The 20,089-nt window shown below is 43.6% G+C and carries 18 protein-coding genes; 11 read left to right on the top strand and 7 right to left on the bottom strand.

The window, feature by feature from the left end; genetic code table 11:
* The first annotated feature begins 13 nt into the window (after positions 1-13).
* The 4 genes from AABA75_RS11700 (at position 14) to AABA75_RS11685 (ending at position 4,194) form a co-directional block, all read left to right on the top strand.
* Positions 14-442: an EAL domain-containing protein gene (locus AABA75_RS11700; protein ID WP_338294848.1), complete on the top strand. Its 429-nt coding sequence runs from the start codon at positions 14-16 to the stop codon at positions 440-442.
* Between the two features lie 332 nt (positions 443-774).
* Complete coding sequence (locus AABA75_RS11695; protein WP_338292785.1) at positions 775-2,568, top strand: thiamine pyrophosphate-binding protein; 1,794 nt, start codon at positions 775-777, stop codon at positions 2,566-2,568.
* A 1-nt stretch (position 2,569) separates the two neighbouring features.
* A complete protein-coding gene (locus AABA75_RS11690) occupies positions 2,570-3,406 on the top strand; it encodes a hypothetical protein (protein WP_338292784.1) in 837 nt (278 codons plus the stop codon).
* Positions 3,403-4,194: a citrate/2-methylcitrate synthase gene (locus tag AABA75_RS11685; protein WP_338292783.1), complete on the top strand. Its 792-nt coding sequence runs from the start codon at positions 3,403-3,405 to the stop codon at positions 4,192-4,194. Before AABA75_RS11690 ends, AABA75_RS11685 begins: the two co-directional genes overlap by 4 nt.
* Before the next feature lies 1 nt (position 4,195).
* Here the strand turns inward: AABA75_RS11685 and AABA75_RS11680 are convergent, their stop codons facing one another.
* The 6 genes from AABA75_RS11680 to AABA75_RS11655 all read right to left on the bottom strand — a co-directional run bounded on the left by AABA75_RS11680 (position 4,196) and on the right by AABA75_RS11655 (position 11,796).
* A complete protein-coding gene (locus AABA75_RS11680) occupies positions 4,196-4,963 on the bottom strand; it encodes an SDR family oxidoreductase (protein ID WP_338292782.1) in 768 nt (255 codons plus the stop codon).
* Complete coding sequence (locus AABA75_RS11675) at positions 4,960-7,119, bottom strand: TonB-dependent receptor plug domain-containing protein (RefSeq protein WP_338292781.1); 2,160 nt, start codon at positions 7,117-7,119, stop codon at positions 4,960-4,962. Before AABA75_RS11675 ends, AABA75_RS11680 begins: the two co-directional genes overlap by 4 nt.
* 294 nt (positions 7,120-7,413) lie before the next feature.
* Positions 7,414-8,985, bottom strand: coding sequence for a sensor histidine kinase (locus AABA75_RS11670; protein WP_338292780.1), 1,572 nt, complete (start codon positions 8,983-8,985; stop codon positions 7,414-7,416).
* A gap of 7 nt (positions 8,986-8,992) precedes the next feature.
* The gene (locus tag AABA75_RS11665; protein WP_338292779.1) at positions 8,993-9,844 is read right to left on the bottom strand and encodes an ABC transporter substrate binding protein; all 852 of its coding nucleotides are present in this window, start codon (positions 9,842-9,844) and stop codon (positions 8,993-8,995) included.
* Positions 9,845-10,000: 156 nt separating this feature from the next.
* Positions 10,001-11,548, bottom strand: coding sequence for a DUF3413 domain-containing protein (locus AABA75_RS11660; protein ID WP_338292778.1), 1,548 nt, complete (start codon positions 11,546-11,548; stop codon positions 10,001-10,003).
* Between the two features lie 32 nt (positions 11,549-11,580).
* Positions 11,581-11,796, bottom strand: a complete 216-nt coding sequence (locus tag AABA75_RS11655; RefSeq protein ID WP_338292777.1) for a DUF1414 domain-containing protein — start codon at positions 11,794-11,796, stop codon at positions 11,581-11,583.
* A gap of 126 nt (positions 11,797-11,922) precedes the next feature.
* On the opposite strand from AABA75_RS11655, the gene yejK reads away from it, so the two are divergent.
* The 3 genes from yejK to AABA75_RS11640 all read left to right on the top strand — a co-directional run bounded on the left by yejK (position 11,923) and on the right by AABA75_RS11640 (position 14,696).
* Complete coding sequence (gene yejK / locus AABA75_RS11650) at positions 11,923-12,933, top strand: nucleoid-associated protein YejK (protein WP_338292776.1); 1,011 nt, start codon at positions 11,923-11,925, stop codon at positions 12,931-12,933.
* Positions 12,934-13,012: 79 nt separating this feature from the next.
* On the top strand, positions 13,013-13,888 hold the full coding sequence (locus AABA75_RS11645; protein ID WP_338292775.1) for a 6-carboxytetrahydropterin synthase: 876 nt from the start codon (positions 13,013-13,015) through the stop codon (positions 13,886-13,888).
* Positions 13,881-14,696 carry a M23 family metallopeptidase gene (locus AABA75_RS11640; RefSeq protein WP_338292774.1) on the top strand — a complete coding sequence of 272 codons (816 nt, stop codon included), beginning with the start codon at positions 13,881-13,883 and terminating at the stop codon, positions 14,694-14,696. Before AABA75_RS11645 ends, AABA75_RS11640 begins: the two co-directional genes overlap by 8 nt.
* 76 nt (positions 14,697-14,772) lie before the next feature.
* Here the strand turns inward: AABA75_RS11640 and AABA75_RS11635 are convergent, their stop codons facing one another.
* A complete protein-coding gene (locus tag AABA75_RS11635) occupies positions 14,773-16,566 on the bottom strand; it encodes a M61 family metallopeptidase (protein WP_338292773.1) in 1,794 nt (597 codons plus the stop codon).
* A 171-nt stretch (positions 16,567-16,737) separates the two neighbouring features.
* Between AABA75_RS11635 and AABA75_RS11630 the strand changes: the two genes are divergently transcribed.
* The 4 genes from AABA75_RS11630 to AABA75_RS11615 all read left to right on the top strand — a co-directional run bounded on the left by AABA75_RS11630 (position 16,738) and on the right by AABA75_RS11615 (position 19,989).
* Complete coding sequence (locus tag AABA75_RS11630) at positions 16,738-17,433, top strand: flagellar brake protein (protein ID WP_338292772.1); 696 nt, start codon at positions 16,738-16,740, stop codon at positions 17,431-17,433.
* A 71-nt stretch (positions 17,434-17,504) separates the two neighbouring features.
* Complete coding sequence (locus AABA75_RS11625) at positions 17,505-17,984, top strand: DUF962 domain-containing protein (protein ID WP_338292771.1); 480 nt, start codon at positions 17,505-17,507, stop codon at positions 17,982-17,984.
* Between the two features lie 114 nt (positions 17,985-18,098).
* Positions 18,099-19,172 (top strand): sensor histidine kinase, encoded by a 1,074-nt coding sequence (locus tag AABA75_RS11620; protein ID WP_425325601.1) that lies wholly within the window; start codon positions 18,099-18,101, stop codon positions 19,170-19,172.
* Positions 19,165-19,989 (top strand): LytR/AlgR family response regulator transcription factor, encoded by an 825-nt coding sequence (locus AABA75_RS11615; RefSeq protein WP_338292769.1) that lies wholly within the window; start codon positions 19,165-19,167, stop codon positions 19,987-19,989. The genes AABA75_RS11620 and AABA75_RS11615 overlap by 8 nt, the downstream gene beginning before the upstream one ends.
* Positions 19,990-20,089: the final 100 nt, after the last annotated feature.

Genomic DNA, 20,089 nt, shown 5'->3' with positions numbered 1-20,089 from the left:
CTTGTTGCCGCTCGTGGAAGAAAAGTTAGCCCAGTATGGTGTGCATCCACAGCAAATCATTTTTGAGGTTACTGAAAGCGCTAGTTTAACCAACTTAGGCGCAACTCAAGACATGATTAAAAAATTAATGGAACTAGGCTGCGAGTTCTCTATTGATGATTTTGGTACTGGTTTTAGTACCTTTAGTTATCTGAAACAACTACCAGCCAACAGCGTTAAAGTAGACGGCTCATTCGTAAAAGACATGAAAGACAACCCTATCGACAGGGCACTAGTTAAGTCCATCTGTGAGGTTGCCCGAGCGCTAAACAAAACCACTGTGGCGGAATTTGTGGAAGACGAAGAAACTGCACTTGAATTGCGCAAGATGGGAGTGAACTTTTTACAGGGCTATCACATCAGCAAGCCCCTTGGTATCAATGTTATTACTGAGCGATATTAGGCTCCTGCCTGATATCCGCTGAGGTTTGGTAATAATAAATACCGAAACAATCCAGCAACGGAAAAATTTCTAACCTAAACTAAACTGAAAAACGTATAAGCGAATAAATAATCAGATTTACGGTGTTAAATTGGTTAATTTTTGTGTAGATTACGCCGCGCTGTTGATTTAAAAACGCAAAACTCAATAACAACGCGGTCTGTGAGTTAAGTTTCACAGTAAGCAATTCTATGCAAATTTATGCCTGGTTTATTGCTCTTAAGCGTTCAGTATAACAACAAAAATAAAAGCTCTTTTTTAACAAGTGACTGACGGAAGGTGGTGAGATGTCTATGGCTGATTCAAAAACGGAATCAAGTTTAGACATGGATGTGTTTACGTACGCAGACATGATTGTGGATTACCTCAATCAATTGAATATTGATTATGTGTACGGGGTGCCCGGTGGGGCAATTGAACCTTTGTTTAACGCGCTTTCGGTAAGTGCGCGCTATGGTGGAGTGGCTCCTGTAGTCGCAAGGCATGAGTCTGGCGCGGCTTTTATGGCAGATGGTTATGCGCGTGAAACTGGTCGAATAGGTGTTTGCTGTGCTACCACTGGTCCCGGTGCCACCAACTTAATTACTGGTGTGTCGGGTGCTTATGCTGACAATACGCCTATGTTGGTTATTACTGCGCAAACGCCACTACCCAAGTTCGGTAAGCGCGCCTTGCAAGACTCTTCCTGTGCTGCCATTGATACCGTTGGCATGTTTAACCATTGCACCAAGTACAGTACTTTAGTGAGTCACCATGAACAGCTTGAAACGAAACTCGTTTCTGCATTGATGACAGCGCGCAATGAACCCGCCGGACCAGTGCATGTCAGTATCCCTTCAGACGTGCTTCGCGCAGTGGCATTAAAACAAGCAAACGTTGAAAAGAAAACACTGCGTGGTCGTTACACCCTCACTGATCAAGGCGCAATGGACCAAATGGTTATTGAGCTTAAGAGTGTTGATCGCGTCGCGCTGTTTATTGGCGATGGTTGTAAAGATGCCTCTACTGAAATTATGCGTTTTGCAGAGATGATTAACGCCCCGTTTGTCACGGGACCTATGGGCAAGCGTTGGGTGGATGAGACTCATCCGTTGTATCGAGGTGTTTTCGGTTTTGCCGGGCATGAGAGTGCCAAAGAATTGCTGCAAGACAAGAACAAAGAATTGGATCTGGTTATTGCCATCGGTGCTGCGTTGGGGGAATTAGGCACTCGAGGTTGGGCTGGTGAGCTAATGAATGAAAAGCTCATCCATGTTGATTCCAGGGTCGAACATTTCACTCGCTCCCACATGGCGCGTTTACATGTGTGCGGTCATTTACCGACTATCTTCCGTATTGTGAACGAAAAATTAAATCGCGCACAACGCTACTGGAACAAAGAATGGAAAGGCTTACCACAACCTAAAAAAATGAATATCAACGGTTGTGCCACATCCTTATTCGATGAAGAAAAATGCCTCAGTGATGAAAATCCAATCAAGCCACACAGGTTATTTGCTCATTTAAGTCGCGAACTGCCCGCTGACACTCGCGTTTTTGTAGATGCCGGTAACGCCTGGTCATGGTCAATTCAGTATTATCAGCGCAAAGAGCATGACGGTAAATTGCACATTGCAATGGGACTTGGTGCCATGGCTTGGGCGATAGGGGCTGTAGTAGGCTCTGCCGGCGGGAATCGCGCTGATGGCGCGCTTAAACCTCATGTTTGTATCACAGGAGATGGCAGCTACCTGATGAGCGCTCAGGAAATAACGGTTGCTAAACAGATGAAGCTGCCCATCGTATTTTTAATCCTGAATGACTCGGTTCTAGGCATGGTAATGCACGGCCAGCGCCTTGGTGGTGCAGAACAGGTGGGATTTGAACTGGGCGAAGTAGATTTTGCCATGATGGCCCAATCGATGGGTATTGAAGGGATTGTTATCAATACTGTAGAAGAGCTAGAAAGCATTGATTATCACCGTATATTCAGTAAAGACGGCCCAACGCTAATTGATGTACGCATAGATAAAGAAGAAATCCCACCAATGGGCGACAGAGTAAAAGGTCTGGCGGTTAATGGTGGATCCGCCACACCGGGAGGTTAGGGTGGAAGAGGTACCAAGCTTTAAGACCTCAATCTGGCAAGATATTCCTGAAGATGATAATGCCTTTGTTGCTAAACAAAGTGTTTGCCATGGTTACGATGTATTTGGTGATGTACTGGGCAACGCGACATTTTCAGAATACCTGATGATGTTGTTCACAGGAAACAAGCCAAGCCAGGAACAAGTCTACCTTTTCGATTGTATGGCTGTGGCTTTGGGTAACGCAGGCCCCAGAGATTTAGCGATCCGCGCTGCTATGAATAGCGGGGTGGGTGGCGCACCAGCAGCTGCCAATTTGATGTCATTTTTGTCAGTGGCCGCTGGCAATTATGAAGGTGGACATGAACTACATTATTTGGTGAGCTGTTTTAAGCAGTTTCATTTTCAGGAAGAAAAGTGGTTAGAGGCGTTCAAAAACCCTAATCAGAGTCGACTCAGGGAGGATATCTGGGAAAAATTCGAGCATCCTCCGGGCTTCTTACCTCATGCCAGCAAAACCTCCGCAATTACTCTCAAATTTATGGATTTGAGAGGTAAAAGTGGTAGTTATCCAGCTGTTAACTGGTTACATAAATACTATCCTGACTTTGAAGAAGCAACAGGTATGGCTGTTAGCACAAATTTTGTTGCTGCCGCCTGCTTTTATGAATTGGGCTTTTCGCCAGAACAGGCGGAGCTTTGTAGCCTGATTATCAGATTGCCAGGTGCGGCAGTTCATTCTCTTGAAGCGAAAAATCAAGGTTGGAAACAGTTCCCATTCTTTGGCAAGCAAACTGAGCTGACAAGTGATCCTGGTGTAGTTGGCCCACTGCCAGATGTATCGGAGTACCTGAAATGAGTATCGCTGATTTATTTGAGCATGAAAATAAAATTGTGACTCAGATGGGCAGGAGCTATTTAAGCGAAAGGGTCGTTTATCGTGGCAAAGACTTGCATCATGAATTAAAGGCACTGTCATGGATTGAGCTGTTTGCTTATGGGATTACTGGAAAACGTTTTTCACCGGCTGAAGTAAAGGTGCTCAATTTTATTTGGGTTAGCACCAGTTATCCTGATAAGTCCATTTGGCCAAATCACATTACTGCTCTGGCCGGTAGCGCGCGCACAACGCCTCCACTGGCTCTTGCAGCAGGAATAGCTAGCTGTGAAGCGGCCATTTTCGGTGGAAAGCCCTTTAAGGTGGCTCTGGATTTCTTTATTCGGGCGGGCAATGCAATAGAGCAGGGGCAGCAACTCAGTGATTTTGTAGATAATGAAATACGACATCACAAGGTGATTTTTGGTTATGGGCGCCCCTTAGCCAGTACAGATGAGCGTGTTCCTCATCTTATTCAGTTCTTAAAAGACAACCCCATAGATGATTTAACGCATTTTCACATCGCCATTGAAGTGGCTAACCTCCTTAAGGCAAAAAAGCAGATAAATATGAATGTAGCGGCGCTCTACGCGGCTTTGGGGGTAGATTTAGGCTTTGATGCTGAGTCATTTCACATGTTTATGACTTTGTGCTTCGTGGCCGGAATGCCACCTTGTTATATCGAAGCGAAACAAGATGTTGAGGGCGCATTCCTGCCAGTCAGATGTGATAGAGTTGTGTATACCGGAACGGAAAAAAGAAAATGGTAACTCAACGTCTGGCCGAAATTCCCCCATCGGCCAGTATATCCTGACCTGTTATAAAACCTGCCCCCGCACTAGAAAGCCACATAACACATGAAGCTATCTCTTCTTGGGTACCAAGTCTGCCTATAGGGTGCATCGAGGCAATTTGTGCGCGCATTTCTGGATTGTCGAGAACTGCGGAGTTTGCTTCTGTTGGAACCCAAGCTGGACAGATTGCATTGACCCGAATCCCTGAGTCGGCATATTCAAGTGCCGCTGATTTGGTTAAACCGATAACGCCGTGTTTACTGGCCGTGTAGGTGGCCGCGCCAAAATTGCTGGCTCCTGTTCCCCATAGTGAAGCCATGTTTACAATTGAATAATTGCCTTTACCTTGAGCAAGAAATTGTTTGATCTGATATTTAAGGCACAGCCAAACCCCTTTCAGGTTAATATCTTGGGTTTGGCACCATTCTGATTCAGTTAGTTCGTGCAGTGGTGCAATCTTGCCACCAATACCTGCATTGTTGAAAACGATATCTAGCTTGCCGAAACTGGATACTGTTTGCTCTATGAGGGCTGCAACTTGTTGCTCATTACTGACATCACATTGAATAAACCTTGCAATACCTCCACTATTTATAATCTCATCAACGACAGAAGCGCCTTGTTCTGCTCTTCTGCCTGAAACAACTACTTTGGCTCCCTTGTCTGCGAACATATGAGCCGTAGTCTTGCCAATTCCAGACGTCGCGCCAGTGATTAATACTACTTTGTCATTAAATTCACTCATAGTGTTTTGGATACTCTAAACATGAAGTTAATCCCAGCTAAGGGAAGGTCATTTGGAATATTAACGCTACCACCTTCTGTACTCGGGCCAACACTTGGCTCCCGAATATCCTCATCTAGAAGGTTGTTAACAGCTAAGGACAACTGCCAGCCATCATTGTTTTCATAGTACAAATGAATTCCCAAGTCGGTATAACCATCTAATGCTTCTCGTTGATCAAAATGGCTTCTTTCTCGCTCACCAATAAAATGTGCAGCGGTGAGTAAACTCCAGTCTGAGTTTATCTGCCACAACATTTCGGCTTTTAATTGGTGATTGGGGTAATCCCCAACGTCATCATTGACCAAATCATCTTCTGCTTCTACGAAAGAATAGTTTGCCTTAATCGAAATGTTTTCATGAACATTAAACCCCGTTTCTGCTTCAAGGCCAAATCCTGTCCTTTCTCCCACGTTTTGTGCCGTCGCTGTAGAAGCACCGTCATCTGGAACAAAAGTGATAAAATCGTTTATTTTGTAGTGAAAAATGTTGATGCTAGATGTGTGTTTATCACTGTGTCGATAACTATAAGCGATTTCTATGGAATCGATTGTTTCAGGCTCAATATTTGAATTACCAAGAGCTACCGGATTATTCACAGTGAGTAATTCAGCAAAACTTGGTGCCCGAAAAGCGCGGCCATATAGAAATTTGGTAGTAGACTTTAAGCTTGTAGACCAAACTAGTGAAACTCTCGGATTAAGCGTCGAACCAAAATCAGAATAATTGTCATAGCGCAGACCTGACGTTAATTCCCAGTCAGGTGCAATTTTCCAGATATCTTGTATAAAAACAAATGTGTTATTGCGGTCAAACTCAGGAATAAACACCTCTGGTGTATCTGTTACATCAACAATTCCCGCGGGGTTTGGACTGAGATCTGGAAAAAAGTTTTTACTTACCGTGACTTCATAAAGATCTTGTTCCCTGTAACCGCCTCCTAGTGTAATCAGGCGATTTTCTATTCCTGAATAATCCCCCCGAAACTCAATTGTAGTCGCATCTTCTTTGTAGCCAGGATTACCTATGACGCCTTGAGGGAAAGCCCCAAAAAGAGTGCCTGGCGGCAGGAGAACAACATTTTCTTCAACTTCTTGTGAACTCTTGAAATAGTTAAAGTGGCTTCTGAACTTCCAATTGCTCGCTAATGTATCGGTTTCATGGACAAGATCAAACATTTGTTTAATGCCGGAAAAACGACCCGATGTATCCAAAGCATCAGCAATCCCTTGCCCCGTTCCAACATCTGACCTGTCTTGATGACTAAGAGAAATTTTGAAAGCCTCATATTCGGCATTTAAAGAAATGTCTAATGATTCAAAACTCAGCTGAGTTTGGCCCGGAGCAAGAGAGACGGATGGTAATTCAAATAGTTGTTGAGCCAGTGCATCTAAAGGGGTTTGCGCATCTTGTTCGATGATTTCATCTGAACCATCAGAAGACAAGTATTCTACTGAAAGTCCCGCTTTGAATTCACCTTGAGTAAAGCTGGTGTTGAACCAGCCATTTCGGGTATCGAACGAGCCAGCCCCTGCGCCTAGCTCGGTGTTTAGAATATCGTCTGCAGACTTAGTGATAATATTGATGACGCCAGCGAAGGCATCTGCCCCATACAATGCTGAACCAGGCCCGCGAATAATTTCTATTCTGGATATACCTTTTACTGGGTACTCCCCCCAAACAATCTGGTTATCACCACGGACAGTACTGGTAGTTGGAACACCGTTTAACATCAATAGCGTTTGTGGCGTGTACGTTGAGGTTATGCCTCTAAAATTGAATTTAGGTGCCATGGCTTGACTACTGCGGCTGATATTTAGACCCGGCACCATTTTTAAAGCGTCAATTAAATTGCGCGCACCACTCTGTTTGATTTGTTCTGCAGTAATCACGGAGGCAACAGCGGGAGCTTTATCTATGGTTTGTTGCGTACCTGTGGCAATACTGATGAATTCATCACTACCATAAAAATCACCGAATTGGTCGTCACCAAATTCATCATCAAGGTAATCGTCATTGAATTCATCTTCCTGCTGTAACGGCGCAACGGCATGCGCGAAGGAAGATGTTCCAGACAGGGCTATGATGACACAGGTTGCCAGTAATCTTTTTTTCATATTGTGATTCCGCGTTATGGTGCAGATTTTAGTTTTATTTTCAGAGCACGCTCTACTTATTATATCTTTGATTGTATTAGCTATTTGGGTTTTAACAAGTACAGAAATGGTAAAATTAATGATTATCTCAGGATGTGAATTTAACTACATGATATCACACCTGAAATGTCGAGAAGTTGAGCAGCAGAAGCAATAATCGTACATGATGGGCCAAATAGGCGTAGGCTTTGTGAAGCTTATTAAATGCAGCTGTTCTTGTTTCCCACCTCGGTAAAGGACATGCTGATTTTTTATTTAACTCATAGGTAATTTAACGGTAAAGCAACTGCCTTCACCTTCGATACTCTCCACTTTGATTTTTGCGCCCATTAACTCACAGAATTGTTTGGAAATGGCGAGCCCCAGTCCGGTACCACCAAAGCGACGCGTTTCGCCACTGTCTACCTGTTGAAACTGATCGAATATTTTCGCCAACTGATCTGCAGGTATACCGATACCGGTATCAATAACGCTAAAATTTATTTCGCTATGTGTATTTTCCACCCGCAAGGTAACCGTACCCCGCTCGGTAAATTTGCAGGCATTGGACACCAGATTTATCAGCACCTGCAATAACTTTTCACTGTCTATCCGTAAGATTGGGTTGTCGGAATGATTATCCAACAGAAATTTATTGTTATTTCGGGGGAATAGGGGAGCCGTGGCTTCGGAAAGATCTTGCAGTAAATCTTTTAGGTAAGTACTGGATAAGTTCAGCTCCATACGTCCTGCTTCGATTTTCGAGAGATCCAACAAGCAATTTATCATGCCCAGTAATCGGTCGGCATTACGAGTTACCTTATCAAGGTCTGTGACCATATCAAATTGACCTTCATTTTCGGCCTCTTCTTTTACCAGGTCGACATAACCAATAATAGATTGAATTGGGGTGCGTAGTTCATGGGTCATGTTTGCCAGGAACTCGGATTTATGACGGCTGCTGGTCAGGGCTGCATCACGGGCAACCGTTAACTCTGCGGTGCGTATCTTAACTTCAGCTTCCAGTTGGTCTCTTTGGTTTCTGAGCCTTTCATCCTGCTCATCCAGGGTCAGCATCATGGCGTTAAAAGAATTCGCCATTTGTTCCACTTCTTTGGCGCCTTGCACCTTCGCTAGTTTGTGCTCGCCTGTTTCATGGTTGTACGCCATAACTTCAGAGAGTTCCTGCAATGGCGCGAGCTGGCGTTGGATAGCGCCACCTACAATGAGTATCAAACCTATCACTGCAATTCCACCGGTAATTGCAATGGTCAATATTATATCGCGGTTTATTTGGGTCAGCGTTTCCTTACTGAATGAGAGTATGGCATAGCCAAGTTTTTCTTCGGTGGCTTCAAATAGCTCTGTTTCACTGTTGCCATCGTTATCGGTCAAAATAACCGCAGAGGCAACAAACCAATTACTCTCATCTTCTTCCAGAATCAGATAGCTACGGGTATTTTGCCAATCAAAATTTCTGAAATATTGCTCTCCACGAGCATCGCCTCGCCAACCGAAAATTTCACCATCCAATGTCACAAGGCCCGCGCCAGATACGTCTGGAAAGGACATTACCTGGTCAAGGGCTGTGCTGGCATTTTCTTCCGACTCTGTAAGTAATGCCAGTACTGATTGTTGTGCCAGTGCCCGTGCGACTTGCTGAGCATTATTAATGGTTAGTTTGCTGGTTTCTTTACCCGCCAGCCAACTGATAGTGATACTGAACAATACCAACAGCACGAAAACACCGGCAACGATATAAGCAAGCAGTTGCCGACGAATACTCATAGAGTCGCCATGCTCTGCTCTTGCGTTACTTATCTTGGTTTGTTCACTGACCTGGTTCATATCGGCTCTACTGTGGGAAGGTCAGATGGAATTGTTCTTTTTGTTGAGATTTGTAGTCAAATCCCAGGTGAGCTGCAGTTCTGAGATTTACAGCCAACTTCATATCTTGCAGTGGCACAACGCCAGTTTCATTGTGCGACTGATAGATTTGTGTGACCATCTTAACGAGTTGTTGGCCCAACGCTTGATTATCCGGAAAAACTGAGAACAACGCACCTCGTTTAGCATGGGCAGGTTTACTGGAAAAAAGAACCAGATTTTGTTCCCAAGACTTTTCCAGAAGACTGGGTAGTATCACCTGTTCATGGGCGGTTATTTTATCAACCGGTACCCATACAGCTTCCTTTGAGGGGTCGATTTCTTTGAGCAGAGCATCATAAGTGCTGATAGCTTCTTTAATGTTTTTGACTTCTGTAGGTTTTAATTCCAGTCCTTTTTCCGCCGCTTCTTCAGCTGCAATAGACATTAGCCAACGGCTACTTGGGCTGTACACAACATTGATAACGGAAATATCCGGTGCAAGGTTTTTTAGAGAGTCGAATAGTATCCCGGGATCGGCCAATAAGGATATGCCAGAAATACCATTGGGTCTGATGGGAAGGGCGCCTATCGCCACAGGACGCTCCTTGTAGATATATTTTGCAATGCGGTAACCACGCTTGCCTAAGGCAATCAGCATATCTGGTTGTTGTTCGTTAACCCATGCCAGTGATTCGTCAGGGGATTCAGTTCTGGATATGGCTCTGATAAGGAGGTTTTGTGGATGACTTGCCTCAATGCCGGCTATTATTTCTTCAAAAACCAGATTAGCGGGTGAGGGGACTTCGGGATAGACCACGGCCAGCTTGTCCCTTGCCATGACCTCAAAGCTGGACAAAACAAAAACTGTTAACAAGATGAAAATTTTACGGCCTAAGACCACGGCTTTGCGCTTCCTTCACATGATCACTTTGATACTAGCAATCTATCCTTGGATTGTAACGAAATTTATTACACTGATAGTTAGAAAAAAACATCATTTTTCGCTAAAACTACTCAATAGTTTTATTGCTTGCCCTAATAACGGAATATTCAGTTCCGTGTTGTTTTGTAACTCGCCGTCTAAACTGTACAACTGGTAATTACCTGAGGGATCAATTTCCGTTCTTAGATTATTATGCAAGATAATAATTTTGTTTTGCTGATTACTAACAATCCAGTTCCTACCTGACAATAGCAGGTTTTGGCCAGTTGAATGCAGTTCGTCTGCAATGTGGCAGCCAAGGTAATTAAGCAACGTAGGAGCTATATCCTGGTGCGAAGAGAGAGGATTATTTTTGTGAATTGGCAAATTAGTCGCGGCAAATACTTTGTTATCAGCAGATACAACTGACGCAAAGTAAGGCTGAGATTCAGCTTTTTGGTCCAACCATTTTTCGGCTTGCTCAACATTGACATGTAGGATGCTTAATCCCGGTTGGATATCATTTTTTAACATGTTTTCCGGGCTGTCTAGCGGTGTGACATTATTGTCTGCGAAGAACTGTTTTAAAGTCTCATTTTCGGTATAGCCATAAACCGTTTTGTTTGAGCCAGACAGAACCTGCAACAGAATGGGCGAAACATTAGCAATGTTATTGTGAAAGGTTTCTGGTAAACCATACAATGCAGTTTTTACGCTGGAAACCGAAGAGGATGAAAGATCAAAGTGGTACGGTAGAATCCTTGTCTGACTGCCCGGGGGTAATGCGATATGAGGATTTTCGTTTGTCGCTTCAATCAATAGCAAGACAGTATTTTCATCATTGTCCGCAGCGCAAAAAAGTGAGCTTTTGGGATAGGTTACCCGTTCGAACTGATTATCAAATTGCAGTCGTTTTTTAGCGCGATATTGTTCTATATCGAGTAGGCCGTATTTCGACATCAAGGTTTTAGCCGTCGCCGGATAGGACAGCGGAAACATATTGTCTTGCTTCATGACGGGTTGATACAAATTCGCGTCTGCCCAGACATGTACGATGTGACTAAACATGAACAATGCCACAAATGCGCCGCTAATTGGCAATCCGAACCTGAATTTTTGCAGTCGCTCAATGCGATGCCATAGAGAATTGGCAATAAGTAGTTGAAACAGCAACCAGACAAAAAACGAAACGATCAAAAACAGAATTTGATGGCCTTTTAAACCGGCTAAAACAGTATCGGTTTGTTGTCTGATAAACTCTGCTGAATAGGGGCTAAAGTGCATTCCCTGGCGGGTGTATAATAAAGCGTCAAATGCTAAAAACGCTAACCCAAAAGCCGCAACTACTGATGCCCATGCCCGCAGAAATCGGCTGTTAGGGTAGAGGTAGCAGAGGGGAAGTACGAGGATAACGAAGCCGAAGAAAGTCAGAAATCCGATGTGGCTAAACCAGTTTGCCAGCAAATAAAATAAACCCAATAGTGTTTCCGGCAATGCACTGCTAAACAAATAAATTCCGGCTATGCAAATAGCGACAATAATGTTGCAAAGGGTAAACCAATGTCCCCAGGTAACCAGTTTACTTACCAGTTGCCGTTTGGGCGTTTCTGTCAAAATCATGAACTTAGCGTTTCGTTATAATTATTTTACTGTTACTTTTTTACGCTACTTAATAGCACCTGGCAAAACTTTTCTGCCATTTCTGTACGGATATCTTCAGCAACTTGTGTGGTAAGTACGTGGGTGAGGCTATTACCAAGCACCATCATAGCTAAATCGGGAGAGGGGTTGTGCTTTTCCAGTGCGACTATGATGTCTTGAAACAGGTTCTCAAATTGCTCGTTAGAATATTTAGATTGTTGTGGCATGGTTACATCCAGATTACTGCTTGTGTAAAATGGTAACGCATTTTTACATTAACCTGAACAATAACCATGCTTTAGCTACTGCGCGGTTATGTTTTAGACTAACTTTTTTGATTTCTCAGGAATTTCATGTCAGCAATAATAAATCACTTTGTCGTGCATCAACTTGTCAATGATGGAGAGAAACTCGCTGTAAAAGCGCGTAACGATCTGTTTGATGTGGGGGCCGATATCGAGCTATTTGTACAGCAGCTAAGTCAAAGTTATAACAACAAACCAGTTAAAGGCATTGGCGGATTTGTTGAGGATGAAGAACAGCAAGAGTTTAAAAGGTTACTCGCTGGTTTGATTGCCGGTGACAGTGGCTTTTTGCCATTTTCGGTGCAGCTTTGCGACAGACTGGTAAACGCCATGGTGGAGACCGGGACACCCGAAGCGGGTTTTGTTGTGGTTGCACAATACCAGTATCTGGCAACGGATTATCTGATGGTGGCACTTCTGGATACCAAAGAGCATGTCGAAATTAATCCGCAATTGAATCTCACGGTTTCTAATCACCTTGATTTGGCCAAGATGCAACTGGCGGCTCGAATTGATTTATCCCAGTATCAATCAACACCAGAACTGAATCGTTATATCAGTTTTATCAAGGGCCGGGCGGGACGAAAAATCTCCGATTTTTTCATGATTTTCTTGGGCTGCGCAGAAGAGGTAGATATTAAGCAGCAGAATAAATTATTGCTGGATAAAGTTGAGCAGTACATGGAAACCGAGCAATTTGCTCCGGAAGAGAAGCAACAAAAGCGAGAAGAATTAGCCACCTATTACAAAGAACAAATAGATTCAGGCGAAGACATAGTAGTTGAAGACGTGGCAAAAACCTTGGCGATGGCCGACCAAACCCAAGACTTTCACGCCTTTACACAACAGGCTGAAGAAGCTTTAGAAAGTGCATTTCAGGGAGATAAAAGCAGTATCAAAACCCTGAGTAAATTCACCGGGCAAGGTGGCGGGATCAGTGTGAGCTTTGAACGCAAGTTGTTGGGCGACCGTGTGGCTTATAATCCGGAAACCGACACCTTGATGATTAAAGGCGTGCCGCCTAATTTGAAAGACCAGCTCAATAAGTGGAAGGATTAACTTTCGTTGCGCGTGTTGGCAAGTATAATGAGCAGTAATAGAAGCCTGTCAGGCCCCAAATTAAGGTAAATATTTAATAATGCATTTATTTGTAAACGATCTGACCGTAATGGATTTTTCATATCTTTGTCCTAAAAGGGGCATGGTGGGAGAAAGTTGGATCGTCGATGTGATACTAAACGGTGCACTGAACGAAGAAAGTATGGTGTTGGATTTCGGCAAGGTTAAAAAAGAGCTGAAGTATCTGATAGACGAATATGTTGATCACAAGCTATTGGTGCCTGCTGAGCACAGCTATGTTCGACTGGGCAATCAACATAACAATGACAACGTGATTGTCAATTTTGAGCGCCCGGGTAAACAGATCATGTTGAGTTGTCCACCGGAAGCCTACGCATTTATCTATACGCAAGAGATTACTATGGAGTCGGTGAGCCAATATTTGAAAGAAATCATCGCCACTCATCTGCCTGAAAACGTCGACGATATCACTTTGTCATTGCGCACTGAGGTAATCGATGGCGCCTATTATCATTATACCCACGGGTTAAAAAAGCATGACGGTAATTGTCAGCGCATTGCCCATGGACATCGTTCTAAAATATTGGTGAAGCTGGATGATAGGTTTGATGAGAAGTGGCAACGGTATTGGGCAAATCGCTGGAGTGATATATACATAGGCACTACGGAAGACTGTGTAACACCTGAGCAATTGTCTAAAGGTTTGCAACCAATCGCTCCTGAAGGTGACTACTATTATTTTGCTTACGAGTCCTCCCAAGGCGAATTTGAACTCATCATTCCCAAAAGCGAAACGGAATTAGTGGAAACTGATTCCACAGTGGAGTGTCTGGCGCAATATCTGGCAAATGAACAACAGCGCATGACGCCGGACTCTAAAGTTGAGATCGTTGCTTTCGAAGGGGTAGGTAAGGGAGCCATTGCTTATGCTTAAACCATTTGCCGCACTGCTTCTATCGTTTTGGGTTATCCATGCTAGTGCACTAGAACTCAAAGGCAAGGCTGTTCAGGGTAGCTTATTAAGAGGGCAGTTAACACCCGGCAGTCAGCTTTGGTTAGATGATAGAGAGATCCAGGTAGCTGATACCGGGGAGTTTGCTATTGGCTTCTCACGTGACGATAAATTGCACTGGCAATTGCGCTGGCACACGCCAGATGGCACTGAATCAAGCAAAGAGTTGGTGTTGGATAAGCGCATTTATCAAGAACAACACATTGACGGTTTACCACCAAAAATGGTGACACCCCCTGAATCTACCCTGGCAAGGATCAGAAAAGATTCACAAATGGTCAGACAGGCGAGAGATCGCATTGAAATAGATACCGCCTTTGCTCAAGATTTTATCTGGCCGGCAGTCGGTCCTATTTCTGGTGTTTATGGCAGTCGCAGAATATTAAATGGGGAACCCCGAAGACCCCATTATGGCGTTGATGTGGCGGGACCTGTGGGACAACCGGTTTATGCACCTGCCGATGGGCTTGTGACCCTTTTTGTGCCGGATATGTACTATTCAGGTGGAACTTTGATTATTGATCATGGTTATGGCGTATCCTCTACCTTTTTGCACTTGAGCAAAGGGCACGTTGAAGTGGGACAAAGGGTAAAACAAGGCGACTTGATCGCTGAAATTGGTGCTACTGGCCGAGTTACAGGACCACATTTAGACTGGCGCATGAACTGGTTTGAAAAGCGCGTTGACCCCCAATTACTTGTGCCTGCTCAACCCGATACTGCGGAATAACAAAAGCTATTTCGATGGGGGCCAGCCCCATCAAATTCAATCACAATATTCGCTTTTCGCATCTTCAACTATGACCTTAACCTAACCAGTGTTGCGCCAGTTCTTCATTTTCAATGGTTAAGTAAATCGTATCTTTTTCAGCAGGATAAACGGTAAAGTCCAGTTGCTTTAGCTTGCCTCTGCGAAATAGTGTAAGTGGTACCTTCTGTCCCAATTCAAATTTGGCCAACTCGGTTTCCAGGCTTTTGCCTTTTAATTCCCAGCCATTAAGCGCAACTAATCGGTCGCCTTTTTGCAATCCGGCCTTTTCTGCTGCCCTGTTATTAGTAACCTGCTGAACCAATATGCCTGCAGGCTCTGAGGAATAAGCCATCCCTAAATCGATACAGTTATCAGAAGTTTGAGAAGGTTTTCCGCCAATATCCTTTATGCCAGTTCGCGCTCTGAAATGGGTTGTAACGCCAAATTCATCCAGCAAGGCTTGCCAGGGAAGCTCATCCGTTGTGTACAAAGCACTGTGTAAAAACTGAGAAAGGTCAAGTCCCAGGCCATCAGACAACACTTGCTGTATTACATTGTCGTCTGTACCAGATAACTCCTTGCCATAGTGCTTCCATAGAAATCGCATCACGGAATCCAGGCTGTAGATGTGTTTGCTGGATTGTTTGATCAATAAATCCAGGCAAAGGGCAATTACAGCTCCTTTAATATAATAAGAAACAATGCCATTGATGGCATTTTCATCCTGTTTATAAAACTTAGTCCAGGCCTCAAAACTCGATTGGGTCACGGTTTGTACCTTTCGCCCTTGAGTTCTTTGAAGCCGGGTGAGAGTTTGCCCCAACAGCTCTAGATAACTTTCTTTACTGATGATGCCAGAGCGCAACAAGCTAAAATCATCGTAATAAGATGTAAAGCCTTCGTATATCCAAAGCTGTTCTGAATAACACTCTTTAGATAAATCAGGAGTTAAATAGGTTTTAGGTTTGATGCGCTTGACATGCCAGGTATGAAATAATTCATGGCTACACAAGCCCAAAAAGGAGCGATAGCCATCGGTCATAGTATCCCTTTGCGCTAAACCAGGTAGGTCATTGCGACTGAATAGCAGTGCCGTTGAGTGAGTATGCTCCAGACCACCAAAATCAGATTCAGAGAGTAAGGTTTGAAAAACGTATTGTTTTATACCTAAATCATTGCCGAATAATTTAAGGTGATGTTGGCAGATTTTTTCAAGGTCCGTTTTTATTCTTTCCAGGTCGGCATTGTGCCCACCCGCCAAAACCATCTTAAACTCAATGCCTTGAACCTCAAATGAAATGGTATCTGCTTGTGCATATAACAGTGGATGCTCTATTAAGTCGGCATAGCTACTAGTTTCGTAGTGGCCGTAACCACGCTCGTCTATTTGCTTGCCGGGCATGGCTGTATAAAGGTGCCATGAAGCGGGGCTGCCTTCCTCCACCATATAGACGTCTGATGGTTGGTCTTTAAACTCATCAACCTGCAAGAAAACACTGGTGCCATTGGCAAATCCAAATTCACTGTCCAGAAAAGCGGCGCGTATGGACAGGTCGAAGGCATATACTTTGTAAACTATTATGGTTTTTTCGCCTTCGGTGCTCACTTGCCAACTTTGTTTATCCTTCTGCTCAATCGCTAACGTGTTTCCCTTTTCATTTAGAGCACAGATTTGCAGAATGTTCTTAGCAAAGTCCCGCACCATATAGCTTCCAGGTATCCAGGTAGGTAAAGACAAATTGAGTGTGTCGTATTGGCGGTTGTCTATTTCAAGTTCAACATCAAACACATGCTGAGAAATAGAGGATATAGCGATTTTATACTGAAGTGGTTTGTTTGCAGGGTGCATGGTGCTCCGAAGGACTGATGATTAATTAGAATGACCATTTGATTGTGGTGCAAAATATACCGAGTTCTTAATTCATGATCCAATTTGATATTGAGTCGAGCTCGGTAATAACGCATAGTTGCAATTGTGAAGTAAAAACCTTGTGATTTTCAACAGAGTATTAGCAAAACTATGGCGATACTGGCCTCCCGACAAAAACTATCCAGTGCAGATATAAATAAGTTGCGCTCCATCAAACCCGGTTTAGCTGTCGACTTTCAACTGAGTTTCCCCACCACTGTAAAGCGAGTTCGCTCAGAGTTCATCGGTGCAGATGGTAGAAAAATTTTGATATTCAAATTTCCGGATGAAAAAAAGTTCGGACCATTGCGCGACGGTTTGTATGTTGATAGCAATATTATCGTGCGTTTGGTACTGGAAGAAACCGGGGAAATCATCGCCTTTAAAAGTAAAGTCAGAGCAATCACAATGTCACCCATACACGCAGTTTGGGTGAATTACCCAGAAGCTGTTCAAATACAAGGGTTAAGAGCGGAAAAACGCGCTCAAATTCGGGTGCCCTGTGAGCTAAATGCACTGCGAGGTAATATTTCCGCTGAACATAAAAATAAACTCGCGGAGGGGATGATCCTGGATATTTCTGCCAGTGGTTGTCGGGTAGGGGTAACCAGAAAAGGACGAGAAAAAATCGAAGATAAACACATTATGCTTGAAGTGAGTGCCCCCGGTCAGCAAGAGGACTTCCGATTTAAATCAGAAATTATGAATATCAGAATGGATGAACTTTATTTTTATTATGGATTGCGGTTCGAAGAGAAAAACCACTATACAGAAGCTTTACTGGATAGATTAATGGTGAGCCCCTGAAAATCACTATTGCTACATGACTGTTCATAATTTATGCTGGCGTAGAATAATAACAAAAAATTAACATTTCTATGATTCAGCAAATCGAAACACGACAGATTGATACGCTCCTCAACGAGTATGGCGAAAGCCATCAGAATAAAACGAATATTCTCATTCACGCCATAGCGGTACCTTCCATCTATTGGGTGACCATCGCTTTGATTTGGTCTATTCCTGTACCTGAATTTTTAGTACTGATGGATATTACTTTTGCCCACGTGCTGGCAATACCGGTTTTGTACTACTACTTCCGTTTATCCGGTCCTATTGGGGCTGCCATGACATTACTCACTATTGCTGTTTTTATGAGTATCGAGGCACTGTACCTTCAGGGGGTTAATATTTGGCAACTGAGCCTGGTATTGTTTGTAGTAATGTGGATTTTGCAATTCGTGGGGCACCATATTGAAGGTAAGAAGCCCTCATTTTTCAAAGACCTACAGTTTCTCTTGATAGGACCTGCTTGGTGGTGGGGACACTGGCTTAAGCGTTTAGGTATCGAATATTAAGCGATTGTTTACCTGAAATTGCGACCAATTGCGTTTGTCGTAAGACTAGTAGCAAGCCATTGCTTGTCAGATAACGTATAATTTGCCCATCTTAATGAACGGAACGGTCTTTTGATTAATTGGCAAAAACTATTCGAAGATAGAGAGCGTCTATTTTGGACCTTGCACATTGGTGGCTGGGCCGGGTTTGCGCTGATCTATTATGTTGGTTCTTTTTTGCATGACATGCGTGCCGTGTGGATTTTTGTCATTGTGCTTAATGCGATAGCAGGCTGCTTGATAAGTATCCCATTGCGCTATATCTACAGGAAAGTAGCGACGTTTCAGCCTTTATTAGTGCTATTCTCAGTACTACTTTCCTGTTTTTTGATTTCCCTGTTATGGCAAGTGCTTAAGAATCTCCACGTTTGGGAAATTTACAAACATGGTTGGCGACCTGATGAGTGGTATTACTATTTTAATGGCGCGGTAAACTCCTTCTTTATTTTGATGTGTTGGACGGGATTGTACTTCGGTATTAAGAACTACCAATTACTACAAAAAGAGAAACAAAACGCGCTAAAATCCAGTGCAATGGCGCATCAGGCACATATCAAAATGTTGCGTTATCAGCTTAATCCACATTTTTTATTCAATACATTGAACGCTATTTCTACCCTGATCTTAGTGAAAGAAAATCAAACAGCTGAACAGATGGTTAGTCGCTTGAGTGACTTTTTGCGCTATTCTCTGGATAAAGATCCCATTAAAAAAGTGCCGTTGGAACAAGAAGTTCAGGCGCTTGGTTTGTATCTTGACATTGAAAAAGTACGCTTTGACGAACGATTAGACGTGCAATGGAAGGTGGATGATGGCACCAGCAAAGCATTAGTACCCAGTTTGATTTTGCAGCCCTTGGTAGAAAACGCCATCAAGTATGCCATTTCTAAAATGGAACAGGGCGGTGTTATTTGTATTGCCGCCCGTTTGTTTGGCCGCGATCTGCTGTTGGAAGTGGCCGACAATGGGCCTGGAGCTGACATAGTGAATGGCCAGTTGCATCGCACTAACGGTGTTGGATTGACCAACATTCAAGAGCGCTTGCATTCGCTATATGGCCAAGATTATTCGTTTGTGGTGTCGCACAATGACCCCACAGGCGTTAAAGTTAGCATTAGAATACCTTACGAATTAATAGACAATGGATAGAAAGATAAAAGCTGTCATCGTTGATGATGAACCCTTAGCCAGAAAAGGATTAGCAGTACGCTTAGGTGCGTTTGATAGAGTGGACGTCATAGGGCAGTGCTCAAGTGGCAACATTGCAGTGGAAGAAATTCCTAAGTTAAAACCCGATTTGGTATTCCTCGACATTCAAATGCCAGGCCTGAATGGTTTTCAGGTCATAAACAAGCTTCGTGAATCAGGTGAGCCACTGCCGCTTATTATATTTGTGACGGCGTTTGATAGTTATGCCATCAAAGCGTTTGATATCCACGCATTGGACTACGTGTTGAAGCCCGTTGATGACAAGCGCTTGAGGGAAGCATTGCAAAAGGTCGAAGAAACACTAGTTCAGGCGCAGGAAGGAATGCATAAGCAAAAACTAGCCAGCTTGATTGCCGATTTTACCGGTGATGATTGCGAGGATATTTTACGCAAACTCGCTGAAGGGGAGCCCATCTCGGCAAACCCTTATCCAACCGTACTCGCTATAAAAGATGGTTCAGAAGTAACACGCGTGTCTATCGATGCAATCCAATGGATAGACGCCGCTGGTGATTACATGTGTGTGCATGCGCAAGACGGCACTCACATAATGCGCCGTACCATGAAGGAACTCATTGACGAGTTAGATCCACGTCGTTTTGTGCGAGTTCATCGCAGTGCTATCGTTAATATTAACTACGTGAATAAGCTTATCAGCCATATTAGCGGTGAGTATCATCTGGTATTACACAATGGCACCGAACTGAAAGTCAGCCGCAGCCACCGAGACCGTGTAAAAGAAATGATTAACGCATAACAGGCGTTGTGCGTTTCTGCACAGTTTACTTTCCTACTTGAACAGGCATACTGGGATAAATGTTTAAATTTTATCCCGTCCTATGCTTCTGCCTGATTAT

The organism is Planctobacterium marinum, from assembly GCF_036322805.1.
Classification (GTDB): domain Bacteria; phylum Pseudomonadota; class Gammaproteobacteria; order Enterobacterales; family Alteromonadaceae; genus Planctobacterium; species Planctobacterium marinum_A.
This window is presented reverse-complemented; position numbering and strand designations above follow the sequence as displayed.

Bases quoted from the DNA above. Each gene is read 5' to 3' on its own strand.
- AABA75_RS11695 (WP_338292785.1), top strand. From the start codon at position 775: ATGGCTGATTCAAAAACGGAATCAAGTTTAGACATGGATGTGTTTACG.
- AABA75_RS11685 (WP_338292783.1), top strand. From the start codon at position 3,403: ATGAGTATCGCTGATTTATTTGAGCATGAAAATAAAATTGTGACTCAG.
- AABA75_RS11680 (WP_338292782.1), bottom strand. From the start codon at position 4,963: ATGAGTGAATTTAATGACAAAGTAGTATTAATCACTGGCGCGACGTCT.
- AABA75_RS11675 (WP_338292781.1), bottom strand. From the start codon at position 7,119: ATGAAAAAAAGATTACTGGCAACCTGTGTCATCATAGCCCTGTCTGGA.
- AABA75_RS11670 (WP_338292780.1), bottom strand. From the start codon at position 8,985: ATGAACCAGGTCAGTGAACAAACCAAGATAAGTAACGCAAGAGCAGAG.
- AABA75_RS11665 (WP_338292779.1), bottom strand. From the start codon at position 9,844: ATGGCAAGGGACAAGCTGGCCGTGGTCTATCCCGAAGTCCCCTCACCC.
- AABA75_RS11660 (WP_338292778.1), bottom strand. From the start codon at position 11,548: ATGATTTTGACAGAAACGCCCAAACGGCAACTGGTAAGTAAACTGGTT.
- AABA75_RS11655 (WP_338292777.1), bottom strand. From the start codon at position 11,796: ATGCCACAACAATCTAAATATTCTAACGAGCAATTTGAGAACCTGTTT.
- yejK (WP_338292776.1), top strand. From the start codon at position 11,923: ATGTCAGCAATAATAAATCACTTTGTCGTGCATCAACTTGTCAATGAT.
- AABA75_RS11645 (WP_338292775.1), top strand. From the start codon at position 13,013: ATGCATTTATTTGTAAACGATCTGACCGTAATGGATTTTTCATATCTT.
- AABA75_RS11640 (WP_338292774.1), top strand. From the start codon at position 13,881: ATGCTTAAACCATTTGCCGCACTGCTTCTATCGTTTTGGGTTATCCAT.
- AABA75_RS11635 (WP_338292773.1), bottom strand. From the start codon at position 16,566: ATGCACCCTGCAAACAAACCACTTCAGTATAAAATCGCTATATCCTCT.
- AABA75_RS11630 (WP_338292772.1), top strand. From the start codon at position 16,738: ATGGCGATACTGGCCTCCCGACAAAAACTATCCAGTGCAGATATAAAT.
- AABA75_RS11625 (WP_338292771.1), top strand. From the start codon at position 17,505: ATGATTCAGCAAATCGAAACACGACAGATTGATACGCTCCTCAACGAG.
- AABA75_RS11615 (WP_338292769.1), top strand. From the start codon at position 19,165: ATGGATAGAAAGATAAAAGCTGTCATCGTTGATGATGAACCCTTAGCC.